General features: G+C 38.4%; 12 protein-coding genes and 1 tRNA gene. 7 read left to right on the plus strand and 6 right to left on the minus strand.

The features are described from left to right. A partial coding sequence (gene tnpA, locus AACQ49_RS05845) for an IS200/IS605 family transposase (protein ID WP_161778930.1) occupies window positions 1–366 on the plus strand: 366 nt, incomplete at its 5' end. 149 nt (window positions 367–515) lie between these two features. Here tnpA and groL read toward each other — a convergent pair. From groL to AACQ49_RS05860, 3 genes are all read right to left on the minus strand, one after another. Then, the gene (groL, locus tag AACQ49_RS05850; protein WP_004245716.1) at window positions 516–2162 is read right to left on the minus strand and encodes a chaperonin GroEL; all 1647 of its coding nucleotides are present in this window, start codon (window positions 2160–2162) and stop codon (window positions 516–518) included. A 52-nt stretch (window positions 2163–2214) separates the two neighbouring features. Then, on the minus strand, window positions 2215–2508 hold the full coding sequence (locus AACQ49_RS05855; protein ID WP_004249265.1) for a co-chaperone GroES: 294 nt from the start codon (window positions 2506–2508) through the stop codon (window positions 2215–2217). Window positions 2509–2677: 169 nt separating this feature from the next. Further along, entirely contained in the window at window positions 2678–3184 is a 507-nt protein-coding gene (locus AACQ49_RS05860) for an FxsA family protein (protein ID WP_004245719.1), read from the minus strand. Window positions 3185–3556: 372 nt separating this feature from the next. Here AACQ49_RS05860 and aspA point away from each other — a divergent pair, with 372 nt between their 5' ends. From aspA to AACQ49_RS05880, 4 genes are all read left to right on the plus strand, one after another. Continuing rightward, window positions 3557–4981: an aspartate ammonia-lyase gene (gene aspA, locus AACQ49_RS05865; protein WP_004245720.1), complete on the plus strand. Its 1425-nt coding sequence runs from the start codon at window positions 3557–3559 to the stop codon at window positions 4979–4981. A 158-nt stretch (window positions 4982–5139) separates the two neighbouring features. Then, window positions 5140–6465: an anaerobic C4-dicarboxylate transporter gene (locus tag AACQ49_RS05870; protein WP_004245722.1), complete on the plus strand. Its 1326-nt coding sequence runs from the start codon at window positions 5140–5142 to the stop codon at window positions 6463–6465. Between the two features lie 192 nt (window positions 6466–6657). Continuing rightward, a complete protein-coding gene (dicD, locus tag AACQ49_RS05875) occupies window positions 6658–7230 on the plus strand; it encodes a division control transcriptional repressor DicD (RefSeq protein ID WP_004245723.1) in 573 nt (190 codons plus the stop codon). Between the two features lie 294 nt (window positions 7231–7524). Beyond that, window positions 7525–7600: transfer RNA gene (locus AACQ49_RS05880), tRNA-Phe, on the plus strand. A 199-nt stretch (window positions 7601–7799) separates the two neighbouring features. Here the strand turns inward: AACQ49_RS05880 and AACQ49_RS05885 are convergent. Genes AACQ49_RS05885 through AACQ49_RS05895 form a run of 3 tightly spaced genes read right to left on the minus strand, consistent with a single transcriptional unit; the run spans window position 7800 to window position 9731 of the window. Beyond that, the gene (locus AACQ49_RS05885; protein WP_227201581.1) at window positions 7800–7979 is read right to left on the minus strand and encodes an integrase; all 180 of its coding nucleotides are present in this window, start codon (window positions 7977–7979) and stop codon (window positions 7800–7802) included. Beyond that, a complete protein-coding gene (locus AACQ49_RS05890) occupies window positions 7960–9138 on the minus strand; it encodes a TPM domain-containing protein (protein WP_088207025.1) in 1179 nt (392 codons plus the stop codon). The genes AACQ49_RS05885 and AACQ49_RS05890 overlap by 20 nt, the downstream gene beginning before the upstream one ends. Continuing rightward, complete coding sequence (locus AACQ49_RS05895) at window positions 9135–9731, minus strand: LemA family protein (RefSeq protein ID WP_004249259.1); 597 nt, start codon at window positions 9729–9731, stop codon at window positions 9135–9137. The genes AACQ49_RS05890 and AACQ49_RS05895 overlap by 4 nt, the downstream gene beginning before the upstream one ends. A gap of 478 nt (window positions 9732–10209) precedes the next feature. Here AACQ49_RS05895 and AACQ49_RS05900 point away from each other — a divergent pair, with 478 nt between their 5' ends. Both AACQ49_RS05900 and AACQ49_RS05905 read left to right on the plus strand, forming a co-directional pair. After that, entirely contained in the window at window positions 10210–10839 is a 630-nt protein-coding gene (locus AACQ49_RS05900; protein ID WP_012368448.1) for an OB-fold-containig protein, read from the plus strand. 86 nt (window positions 10840–10925) lie between these two features. Next, the gene (locus AACQ49_RS05905) at window positions 10926–13121 is read left to right on the plus strand and encodes a hypothetical protein (RefSeq protein WP_004250158.1); all 2196 of its coding nucleotides are present in this window, start codon (window positions 10926–10928) and stop codon (window positions 13119–13121) included. Window positions 13122–13199 lie beyond the last annotated feature (78 nt).

A 13199-nucleotide genomic window follows, 5' to 3' on the forward strand; every position in this document is an offset into this window, starting at 1 on the left:
CACGTCCATTTGGTCTTTGTCACAAAATACAGGCGAAAAATATTTGATCAGGATGCAATTGAAAAATTGCGAGGCTACTTTGCCAGTGTTTGTGCTGATTTTGATGTTGAACTGGTTGAAATGGATGGGGAACGGGGTCACGTTCATTTATTGATTAATTACCCGCCAAAACTGGCGATATCTAATCTGGTTAACAGCCTTAAAGGGGTATCGAGTCGATTACTTCGACGTGATCGTCCTGATATTGCCCAACGCGATTACTACAAGGGGGTTCTTTGGTCGCCGAGTTATTTCGCGGGGAGTTGTGGTGGCGCACCAATATCCATTATCCGCCAGTACATTGAGCAACAGGAAACACCTAGTTAGTTAAAAAACCGCGCCTTATCTCCCCGGCCTGAAGGACGGGGTTTTACGGTGCTTTGGATAAAAATGATATAAACAGCCAGAACGACTTATTATGTAAAAAAACCCGAGCCTAAGCTCGGGTTTTTGGTGTAAAACAGCTAGCAGATGAATTACATCATGCCGCCCATTCCACCCATGCCGCCCATTCCACCAGCAGCACCTAAATCCATTTTTTCGTCTTTAGGTAAATCTGTCACCATTGCTTCAGTGGTGATCATCAGACCTGCGATAGAAGCTGCGAATTGCAGAGCAGAACGAGTTACTTTAGTTGGATCTAAGATACCCATTTCAATCATATCGCCATAAGCTTCTGTTGCAGCGTTATAACCGTAGTTACCTTGGCCAGCTTTCACATCGTTAACTACCACAGAAGGCTCTTCACCTGCGTTAGCAACGATTTGACGCATTGGCGCTTCCATTGCACGTAGTGCAACACGGATACCAACTGTTTGTTCTTCGTTATCACCTGTCATTTCACGCAGCGCATTAGCAACGCGAACAAGTGCAGTACCACCACCAGCAACAACGCCTTCTTCAACTGCTGCGCGAGTTGCATGCAGAGCATCATCAACACGAGCACGTTTTTCTTTCATTTCAACTTCAGTTGCCGCACCGACTTTAATTACCGCAACACCGCCAGCTAATTTAGCCACACGCTCTTGCAGTTTTTCACGATCGTAATCTGAAGTTGCATCTTCGATTTGTTGACGGATTTGAGCAACACGGCCACTGATAGCCTCTTGTTCACCCAGACCATCGATGATGGTTGTCGTATCTTTGTTGATAACAACACGTTTCGCTTGGCCTAAATCTTCCAGCGTTGCTTTTTCTAACTCCATACCGATTTCTTCAGAAATCACAGTACCATTAGTTAGAATAGCGATATCTTGTAACATTGCTTTACGGCGATCACCAAAACCTGGTGCTTTAACCGCAGCAACTTTCACGATACCACGCATGTTGTTGACGACTAATGTTGCCAGTGCTTCACCTTCAACATCTTCTGCAATGATCAGCAGAGGTTTGTTTGCTTTAGCAACACCTTCTAAAACAGGAAGTAATTCACGGATATTAGAGACTTTTTTATCAACTAATAGGATGAATGGATTTTCTAACTCAGCTGTACCTGTTTCTGGTTTGTTGATGAAGTAAGGAGACAGGTAACCGCGGTCAAACTGCATACCTTCAACAACATCCAGCTCATCTTCTAAGCCAGTACCTTCTTCTACAGTGATGACACCTTCTTTACCCACTTTTTCCATTGCTTGAGCAATCAGAGTACCAACGGTTTCATCAGAGTTAGCAGAAATAGTACCTACTTGAGCAATAGCTTTAGTATCTGAACATGGAACAGACAGTTTTTTCAGTTCTTCTACTGCGCCCACAACGGCTTTATCGATACCGCGTTTCAGATCCATAGGGTTCATGCCAGCGGCAACTGCTTTTAAGCCTTCGGCGATAATTGCTTGTGCTAACACTGTTGCAGTTGTAGTACCGTCACCTGCCGCATCATTAGCTTTAGAAGCAACTTCTTTCACCATCTGAGCACCCATATTCTCGAATTTATCTTCTAATTCGATTTCACGGGCAACAGAAACACCGTCTTTAGTGATAACAGGTGCACCGAAAGATTTATCTAAAACAACGTTACGACCTTTAGGGCCTAAAGTTACTTTAACTGCATCTGCAAGAACATTAACACCACGTAACATTTTATTACGAGCGTCTATACCGAATTTGACGTCTTTAGCTGCCATCGTATATTTCCTTTGAATTCGTTCAGTTTAAGAAGATCTTAAAAGAGAAAAATTATGCTTCTACAATTGCTAAAATGTCGCTTTCAGACATGATAAGCACGTCTTCGTTATCAATTTTTTCTGATTTAACACCATAACCATCGTTAAAAATTACGATATCGCCAACTTTAACATCGAGTGGTTTGACTTCACCGTTTTCCATAATACGGCCGTTACCAACTGCTAAGATTTCGCCACGAGTTGATTTACCCGCTGCAGAGCCAGTCAGTACGATACCACCTGCTGATTTAGCTTCGACTTCTTTACGTTTAACAATAACACGGTCATGTAATGGACGAATCTTCATTAATAGATCTCCTATAAAAAAGTCCATATCAGGATTAAGGTTGATACCAGTGCCTAAGATGAACCAGTACCATGACGATACAAGTGGGGGCATCCAATAAAACTTCAAGGGGGAGAAAAGTGTTTTTTTTCAAAAAATCCCCTTTTTAGATGATTATGCTTATAGTTAATTATTTTTTATCAGAAAAATGGTCATTATCCTGATGTTCATCCTTATTATTCAGTTGCTTACTAGGTGAATCTTCTTTACGTTGATATTCACCTTCAAAAGTACTCCCACCTTGATGGGAAGAAAAGCCATTTCCACCCTGTCCGGGGGTATAAATTTTGATACGCGTAATCAGTTTTGTTACCAATAGCGCTTGTAATGGGGGTAACAATAAAAGTAAGCCGAGGAAATCAGTAAAGAAGCCAGGGATCAATAACAAAATCCCTGCCAACACCAACGAAACGCTTTTCACCATTTCAGCCGCAGGCACTTCTCCCATGGCTAATTTTTGTTGCATTGAAGCAATATTTTTCACACCTTGATTTTTGACCAAAGAGATCCCGACACAAGAAGTCAGTACCACTAGGAATAGGGTTGTAAGAACGCCAATTGAAGAGGCAACATGCACAAAAATCACAGCTTCTATATAAATAAGAAGGCAGATAACAATTAATGGGAGCCAACGCACTTGGTTCTCCTTTTATAAAAAAGATTCATATTATTAATAGAAAGGAGTGTGAACCACCTCTAAGCTAACAGCTTATACACTCGCTTTTTCTTAGTTTATCTACATAATAATGGGGAGCCTAATCCTCCTTTTCAAGGGAGCATAAAAAGAGAAGTAGAACTGTAAAATCCATGAGATAGATCACAAAAAGAAAATAATTCAGCGTTATTTACTTATAAAGTGATCCAGCTTAAAGGTATTTGCTTACAACCCGAATATGATCGTGTCAGTACCAAGCAAAACGGTAAGTTATATTACATTATTAACCGTTAACGATATATTTTATTAACAAGCGCATAACTAGACAGTTAAAATTTTAATAAGAAGGTTCTCATGTCAAATAAAACTCGTATCGAAGAAGACCTGTTAGGTAAAAGAGAAGTTCCTGCTGATGCTTACTACGGCGTCCACACTTTACGTGCAATTGAAAACTTCTACATCAGTGATCGTACAATCAATGATGTTCCAGAATTCATCCGCGGTATGGTCATGGTGAAAAAAGCCGCTGCATTAGCAAACAAAGAGCTTCACACTATTCCTCGCGAAATCGCTGATACGATTATCAAAGCCTGTGATGTTGTTTTAGAAACAGGCAAACACATGGATCAATTCCCAGTTGATGTATTCCAAGGTGGTGCTGGTACTTCATTAAACATGAATACTAACGAAGTTATCGCAAACATCGGTTTGGAATTAATGGGTCATCAAAAAGGTGAATATCAATATCTGAACCCTAACGATCACGTGAATAAGAGCCAATCAACAAACGACGCTTATCCTTGTGGTTTCCGTATCGCAGTTTATAACTCTGTTATTAAATTAACTGAGTCTATTGAGCTACTGAAAGCAGGTTTTGATAGAAAAGCAACTGAATTTGAAGACATCCTGAAAATGGGTCGTACTCAATTACAAGATGCTGTACCAATGACTTTAGGCCAAGAATTCCACGCTTTCTCAGTATTAATGAAAGAAGAAATCAAAAACCTAAAACGTACTGCTGAATTACTGTTAGAAATGAACTTAGGTGCAACTGCTATCGGTACTGGTTTAAATACTGCACCTGGCTACCAAAAATTAGCTGTTGAAAAATTAGCAGAAGTAACTGGTTTACCTTGCGTTCCAGCTGAAGACTTAATCGAAGCAACCTCTGACTGTGGTGCTTACGTGATGGTTCACGCTGCATTAAAACGTCTAGCAGTGAAAATGTCTAAAATCTGTAATGACTTACGTTTACTTTCTTCTGGTCCTCGTGCCGGCCTGAAAGAAATTAACCTGCCAGAATTACAAGCAGGTTCTTCAATCATGCCAGCTAAAGTAAACCCAGTTATCCCAGAAGTTGTGAACCAAGCTTGCTTTAAAGTTATCGGTAATGATACTTGCGTCACCATGGCAGCTGAAGCAGGTCAATTACAATTAAACGTAATGGAACCGGCTATTGGTCAAGCAATGTTTGAATCAATTTCTCTATTAAGCAACGCTTGCCGTAACTTAGTTGAAAAATGTGTTGATGGTATCACTGCTAATAAAGAAATCTGTGAACACTTCGTATTTAGCTCAATCGGTATCGTAACTTATCTAAACCCATTCATCGGTCACCACAACGGCGACATCGTTGGTAAAATTTGTGCAGAAACAGGTAAGAGCGTACGTGAAGTGGTATTAGAACGTGGCTTATTAACTGAAGAACAACTGGATGATATCTTCTCTGTTGAGAACCTAAAACACCCGGCTTACAAAGCAAAACGCTTCGATGATTAATATTTATGTTTCATAACATAATCATGTTAAACATAAGAATGAGCTCTTAAAAATACAAGGCACGGACTCTTTAAGAGACGTGCCTTTTTACTTGATTGTAAAAACAAAAATTTAACTTATCTTTCTCATTTTTTTAATTATCTCAAGGAGTAAACGCTATGTTAGCCGTAGAATTGATTATCGTTCTGCTGGCCATTTTCCTCGGTGCGAGACTAGGAGGAATTGGTATCGGGTTTGCCGGTGGTTTAGGGGTGTTAGTATTAGCCGCTATCGGTGTTAAACCAGGTACTATCCCTTTTGATGTGATCTCCATCATTATGGCTGTTATTGCCGCAATCTCTGCGATGCAGGTTGCTGGTGGTTTAGATTATTTAGTTGATCAAACAGAAAAACTATTAAGACGTAATCCTAAATACATCACAATACTTGCGCCAATTGTGACTTATTTATTAACTCTCTTTGCAGGTACAGGTAATATCTCTTTAGCTACATTACCCGTTATTGCTGAAGTTGCTAAAGAGCAAGGCATCAAACCTTGTCGCCCATTATCAACAGGTGTGGTTGCTGCGCAAATTGGTATTACAGCATCACCTATTTCTGCTGCGGTTGTTTATATGGCATCAGTCATGGAAAACCCTGCAATGGTCGGTGAAGGTAATACAGTAAGTTATATCACTCTGTTATCTATTTTATTACCAGCGACCTTCCTTGCTATTATTCTGATGTCATTCATCATCTCTTGGGTATTTAACTCAAAACTGTCTGATGATGCGATTTATCGTCAACGTTTAGAGCAAGGTCTAGTTGAATTACGTAATAGTAAAGAGCGTAGAGAAACATTACCGGGTGCTAAATCTTCTGTAATGCTATTCTTACTTGGTGTTATTTGTGTGGTCACTTATGCCATTATCAATAGCCCAAGTTTAGGCATTGTAAAAGAGCCGTTAATGAACACCACTAACGCTATCCTTATCATTATGCTGAGTGTGGCAACCCTTATCACTGTTTTCTGTAAAGTTAAAACAGATAACATCTTAAACTCAAGTACATTTAAAGCAGGTATGAGTGCATGTATTTGTATTCTGGGTGTTGCTTGGTTAGGTGATACTTTCGTTTCAAGTAATATCGATTGGATCAAACTGACTGCCGGTGATTTAATCACAGGTCATCCTTGGTTATTAGCGGTTATTTTCTTCTTCTGCTCTGCCTTATTATATTCACAAGCGGCAACAGCAAAAGCGTTAATGCCAATGGCTTTAGCTTTAGGTGTTTCTCCATTAACAGCGATTGCATCATTCTCAGCAGTTTCTGGTCTATTTATTCTACCAACTTACCCAACACTGGTTGCTGCTGTTCAAATGGATGATACGGGTACAACTCGTATTGGTAAATTAGTCTTTAACCATCCATTCTTTATTCCTGGTACTATCGGTGTGATATTAGCGGTCGGATTTGGTTTCCTCTTCGGCGGTATGATTTTGTAGTTTAAAACCAATATTTAAAAAGACATTGCAAAAAGCTTTACTTTTTAACTAGATATAAAAATAAGTCCCCTCACCCAAATGGATGAGGGGATTTCATTTTGACACTACCCCACTCGCGGCTGTTACTTTCATTTCTGATTAAAATCTGTTAATTATGGTGCTCTTGCGACACTATGATTTAAGGAGATTTCCGTGCAACGTGAAGCATTATTAGACCACGTACTTATCCAATTAGAGCAACATGGGCTTGCCGCTACGTTGCCTGAGTTATTGCAGGGATTTGATATTACTGAATCTGAACTCCAACCTTTTTGGCCTGATAAAGACGCGTTAATTTTTGATTGTCTACGCCATCATGGACAGCAAATTGATATTTGGCAACGTCAAGTGATATTAGATGAAACGCTGACCACAGAGCAAAAATTACTAGCACGTTACGATCAGCTGGCTATGCGCTTAGAAAAAAATCGTTTTCCAGGCTGTTTGTTTGTTGCTGCTTGTAGTGCTTATCCTGATGAGCATTCACAAATCCATCAGTTAAGCCAGCGCCAAAAGCAAAGCTCATTTGAATACTCTAGAATGCTACTACGCAAGCTTGATCTTGAAGATAGTGAGTTAGTTGCTAAACAAATGGAACTCATCTTAGAAGGCTGTTTAAGTCGCTTAATGGTCAATCGTCGTGCTGACGATATCACGACAGCAAAACTATTAGCTCAAGATATTCTTAAAATCGCCCAATGTCGTAAAAATGGTGCGCTAAGCTGATTGCATATCAATATTGCAATTAGAGTAATTGCTCATTTCGTTCTCTTATTCCATTACTCTCGATGAGAGGAAGAGCAAAGCGGTTAAGTGATAAGCAAAGGAAAAATATCTCTTTAAAAGATAAAAATGGACTATCTTTACTGATTGTTATTTAAGCATTTTTTATTAGAAAATCGCTTGTGCTGAAAAATCAGACTCAAATAGAATAAAAAGAGAGCAAACAAACTTATTTTTGCATTTTTTATTAAAAAGACGTTGACGCATCACGCTGAATACGGTTTAATGCGCCTCGTTGCCCGGATAGCTCAGTCGGTAGAGCAGGGGATTGAAAATCCCCGTGTCCTTGGTTCGATTCCGAGTCCGGGCACCATATTTATTTTGTTCGTCAGTGAGTTAAGTCACTGAGAGGGCAAAAAAGAGTTGAAAAATAATATAATTTGGCACAGTCACTTTATGTTAAAACTCTTAAACTAAACAGTCTTGCTCATATCAAGGCTGTTTTTTTATTTGTCACTTTTACTTTCTTTCCTAATTGCTGTCAAATCTAGATACTCCTCCTGTTATTCTTATCACATCAATTCCGCTTCAAGTATATCTCGCAAGTTATCAACACTTTCATCAATGTATTCTAATGTCGATGTAATACTGGCATGCCCTAATAGCCTTTTCACAACATGCAGATTACGCTCTGGTGATTGCATCATAAGATAAAAATAGCGACATATTCCTCTACCAACTCCCTGAAGCACCCCCACCACCACTCGAACCACCGCCACCACCGCTAGAAGAACTAGAAGAGCTTGATGAACTTGATGAACTTGATGAATAAGACGAACTCGAATAACCACCAGAGCCTGAATAACCACTACGTCTACGAATACGTTTTGAATATGGCAGTTGATTAAACGGTGAACCAAACGGACTAGCGACACAAATCGCTTTCCATTCTTTTCGTTGTTGCCGATAAATTGGAAATAACAGGTTGATAATACCAAATAAAACCACTAATACGATAAAATTACATAATAATGACAATATGACTATTATCACTAAAACAAAATTATCAATAATACCATCAAGAAAGACTTGTGTATAAAACATCACCGCCGCAAAACAGAGTGTCATGGGGAAAAATAACGTTGAAAATGTAGGAAAATAGTACGAATATTGCAGATAATTTTTCAACTGTTTACGTTGCTTTATACTTAACTTACCTTTTTGGTCTGCTGGATTTTTCTTTTTTCTTCCTCTAGGCGCTAATAATTGATTAATTTTGGTTTTTATTTTTCGCGTCGAGAATATCAACTGAAACCAATAAACACCGCCTAATATTACCAAATAAATTAGGATAAAATGTGTGTGGAATATTTTAAGTGTATTAGTATTTATCTGTGAGTTAGTGAAGCTTATTGGTTCATGATTAACGGCTTGAATAGCATTTTTAACCCCTTGTTCGATGCCTGCATAATAATTATTTGAACGAAAAAATGGCAACATTTCATTGCGAATAATTCGTCCTGCCAGTACATCAGTTAATGCTCCCTCATAGCCATACCCGACTTCAAAACGAACATTACGATCATTAATTGCCACCACGAGCAATAATCCATTATCTTTCCCTTTTCTGCCTATCTTCCATTGATTAAAAACACGAAAAGCAAAGGATTCGATGGTTTCTTTCCCTGTCGTTGGAACGATATAGACAACAAATTGTGATCCATCATTACGACTATTTTCGAAGTTAACCAATAAAGTATTTAACGCTTTGAATTGTTGTGCAGTCAATAAATTTGCACTATCAATCACTCTATCTGTTTTTAGTTGAGGAATATCATTCGCTGATGCACTCACTATCACGCTAAAGCTAAATAAGAACAATGAGAATAAGAATGAAACCTTACGTATCATGAGGCAAAGTCCACCACTGGTGTTACTTTTATTTCCTGTTCACTCTCAACAGTGAAATTGACTTTTTTATCATATCCCATAACGATAGCTATGAAGTTATAAGGAAACTGTCTAATCTGAGTATTATAATGACGAACTGCCTCGATATATCGCCCTCTAGCAACAGAGATACGATTTTCGGCCCCCTCTAATTGCACCATCAGATCTTGATATAATGTGTTAGCTTTCAAGTCAGGATATCTTTCTGAAATAGCTAAAAGACGTGATAAAGATTTTCCCAAATCATCCTGTGCTTTTTGATAACTCGTAGCAAGTGTAGAATTTTCAAATAAACGCGTATTGACATTAATTTGTCCAACAGACGCTCTTGCCTTTACAACATCTTGTAATACTTGGCTTTCATAATTTGAGTACCCTTTAACTGTATTGACTAGATTAGGGATCAAATCTAAACGACGTTGATATTGATTTAATAATTCTGATGCCGCCGCAGTAACTAACTCGTCATTCTTCTGGATTTTATTATAAGCATTAATCAATACAACAAAAATAATGATAAGAAGCAAAACCAAACCAACGACTAACTTACGCATAAAATATCCTTTTATTGGTGAGCTTTTAGTTCTATGACAGCAATAAATTTATCATTTTTATCAACTAAAAAAAATCATTTAATATTATTACCCATTTTTTATTGTGGTTACTATTTTTAGCCGATCTTTTCTTCAGTATTTTTCAACAATACTCCTATCTTCTTAATGAAATAGAATATTCACTCAATATATTTATTTTTTGCACAACAAAATAATTATTACCTTAAGATAAGGTATTGCCATCAGAGTAAAATCACTTTTATCTTTTTTAAAGAATGATCTGATTTTCTAATACAGAAGAATTAATACTATCTCATTGCTATCTTAGTCATTTATCTTAACTACCAATGAACATAAAAATAAATTAAGATAGACAAAATGTGTTCTCAACCACATGTTTTTTCAACCATTTAACATAGTATTATTAGTATTAACCTAAAAGAGACACGCTCATCTCGTTAATTTAAGAGAACGCTTTATGAACCTTTTTTTCCAAAATAGCTTAGCCTTTCCTAGCATTATCTTTAGTGCCTTACTTATTATTATCCTCTTTTATTGGCTATGTGCTGCTTTTGGACTATTAGATATCGATTTATTTAATATCGATAGCGAATTAGATGTCGATGCGACGGGCCTTGCGGGTTGGCTAACTAAATTAGGGCTTGCCGGCATTCCGGTAACCATTATATTAACCTTCTTCACTTTGTTCGGCTGGTTTATTAGTTACTTTTGCGTACATTGGTTTATTCGTTTTATTGAAACAGATTTATTGCGTTATGTTATCGGCTTTATTGCTTTTATTATCATCAGCTTTGTTTCTCTTAATTTAACAGCGCTATGCTTAAAACCAATCCGCAATAAGCTCATTTCTCGTAGCAAACCTAAATCAGTTCACCAACTAGTAGGAAAATTTGCTGTAGTACGCTCCGAATATGTCACAGAAAATAAAGGTGAAGCCCTATTAGAAGATGGTGGTGCCGGTTTAATTTTACAGATCAGAGCGCCAGCAACAGAAAATATTAAACGAGGGGATAGCGTAATTATTATTAGTTATGACGCGCCTACTCATAGTTATCAAGTCGTAACGGAAGATGAATTTCACCGCTAATGATAAATTCGGTGAAAGGAAAATAAGTTAACAGACACATTAAGATTAAAAATGACGACATCGTCTGAACCTATGGAGAAAAATGTATGGATTTGGCTTTCGTTATGCCTTTCTTAACAATTATTGGCTGTGTGATCTTAGTTATTTTAGGACTCTTTGGTTTATTCAAAGCGTTTTATATTAAGGTTCCACAAGGTACAGCATTAATTGTTAACGACATGACATCACAACCTAAAGTTCATTTTACTGGGGCTTTAGTTTATCCGGTTATCTACAAAAAAGAGTTTATGCGTATTTCGCTTTTAACCTTAGAAGTCGATCGCCGTGGTAAAGATGGATTAATTTGCCAAGATAATTTACGTGCAGATATTACTGTCGCCTTCTACCTGCGTGTTAATGAAACAACGGAAGATGTATTAAAAGTCGCTAAAGCGATTGGTGTAGATAGAGCATCAGATCATCAAGCCGTGAGTACATTATTTAGTGCTAAATTCTCTGAAGCCTTAAAAACCGTCGGCAAACAATTTGAGTTATCGAAATTATTTGAAGATAGACAAAATTTCCGTGATCGTATTGTTGATGTGATTGGTAAAGATCTCAATGGTTATGCGTTAGAAGATGTGGCCATCGACTATTTAGAGCAAACCCCTAAATCAGCCCTTGATCCAAATAATATTTTTGATTCAGAAGGTATTCGCAAAATTACCGAAATTACTGCAATACATAATATCGAAACGAATCAAAAAGAGCGTGACCAAGAGTTAGCGATTCAAAAGAAAAATGTTGAAACTCGCGAAGCAAGTCTGGCTTTAGAGCGCCAACAAGCAGATGCAGAAGCTCGCCAACAGCGTGAAATTGATAATATCCGTGCCCGTGAAAGTTCAGAAACCTTACGAGTACAAGAAGAAGAGCGTCTAAAAGCAGAGCAAGCTCGTATTCAAACTCAGCAAGAAATTGAAATACGAGAAGAAAACCGTATGCGTGAAGTCGAAGTCGCGCAACAAAATCGCACCAGAGCGGTAGCTATCGAGCAAGAGCGCGTTAATCGTGCCCGTGAATTAGAAATTGTCGCTCGTGAGCGAGAAGTTGAACTACAACGTATTGAAAAAGAAAAAGCGTTAGAAGAAGAGCGCAAAAATATTTCAAATGTGATCCGCGAGCGTGTTGCTGTTGAAAAAACGGTCGCACAAGAAGAAGAGCGTATTAAAGAAGTACGTGAAGTCTCAGAAGCTGAGCGTATGCGCCAAGTGACGGTGATTAATGCGCAAGCTGAAGCCGAAGAATCTTTAGTACGCCAAGTGAAAAAAGCCGAAGCGGATGAATCAAGTGCAAAACATAAAGCTGAAGAAATCAGCACCATGGCAAAAGCAGAATTAGAAGCCTCTGTGAAACAAGCTGAAGCGAAAAAACGCTTAGCTGAAGGGATCGAAGCTGAACACGCAGCATTAGGCCTTGCCGAAGCACGTGTTCGTCAAGCAACTGCCGAAGCAGAAGAAAAAGAAGGTTTAGTACAAGCCAATATCACAGCGGAACAGCTGTTGGCACAAGCGCGTGGCTTGAAAGAAAAAGGCTTAAGCGAAGCGCAAGTCATGGAAGCAAAAGCACAAGCGCAACAACAACAAGGTTTTGCTGAAGCGAAAATTCTTGAAGAGAAATTAGCAGCTCAAGCTCGCGGTGAAGAGCAACAAGCGAATGCCAAAGAAAAACTGGGTCTTGCTGATGCGAAAATTCTTGAAGAAAAACTGGCTGCTCAAGCGCGTGGTGAAGGTCAATTAGGTTCAGCACAAGCAGAAGTGATCCGCCAACGTCTGAAAGCAGAAGCTGACGGTTTAACAGATAAATTCAAGTCAATGGATCACCTCAGTGATACTGCTCGTGCTCATGAAGAGTTCCGTATGCGCCTTGAAAAACAATTTGAACAAGCCATGGCTTCTATTGAAGCAAATAAAGAGATTGCCCGTGAGCAAGCAGATGTATTAGCAGCTGCACTGAGCAAAACGAATATTGAAATTGTCGGTGGTGATGGCAACTTCTTTAATACCTTCTCTAAAGCACTGAGCTTAGGTAAAGCGGTTGATGGTTTTATGGATAAAAGTAGCTTTGCCAAAGAGAACGTTGAGAAATTGATTAATCGTACTCAACAAGATAAAAATTTAGATGTTGCTTCACTGCTAAAAAATCCAGAAGTTCAAGAATTAATTAATGGATTTATGGCGACTAAAGGTGCGGGTCAACTGATCAAAGAAGTCACAGCAAAATCAGACACCCCAAAAGAAGATTAATATCGCTCTAAAAGGAGAGGAAAAGACATAGAGAAATTCTCTATGTCTTTTCGATTGTTTCTATCGTTTAAGCCAAGG

Origin of the sequence: Proteus sp. G2675 (assembly GCF_963886535.1) — a bacterium.
Classification (GTDB): Bacteria; Pseudomonadota; Gammaproteobacteria; order Enterobacterales; family Enterobacteriaceae; genus Proteus; species Proteus mirabilis.

Coding starts and splice junctions, on each gene's coding strand:
- groL (WP_004245716.1), bottom strand. CDS start 2,162: ATGGCAGCTAAAGACGTCAAATTCGGTATAGACGCTCGTAATAAAATG.
- AACQ49_RS05855 (WP_004249265.1), bottom strand. CDS start 2,508: ATGAAGATTCGTCCATTACATGACCGTGTTATTGTTAAACGTAAAGAA.
- aspA (WP_004245720.1), top strand. CDS start 3,557: ATGTCAAATAAAACTCGTATCGAAGAAGACCTGTTAGGTAAAAGAGAA.
- AACQ49_RS05870 (WP_004245722.1), top strand. CDS start 5,140: ATGTTAGCCGTAGAATTGATTATCGTTCTGCTGGCCATTTTCCTCGGT.
- AACQ49_RS05890 (WP_088207025.1), bottom strand. CDS start 9,138: ATGATACGTAAGGTTTCATTCTTATTCTCATTGTTCTTATTTAGCTTT.
- AACQ49_RS05895 (WP_004249259.1), bottom strand. CDS start 9,731: ATGCGTAAGTTAGTCGTTGGTTTGGTTTTGCTTCTTATCATTATTTTT.
- AACQ49_RS05900 (WP_012368448.1), top strand. CDS start 10,210: ATGAACCTTTTTTTCCAAAATAGCTTAGCCTTTCCTAGCATTATCTTT.
- AACQ49_RS05905 (WP_004250158.1), top strand. CDS start 10,926: ATGGATTTGGCTTTCGTTATGCCTTTCTTAACAATTATTGGCTGTGTG.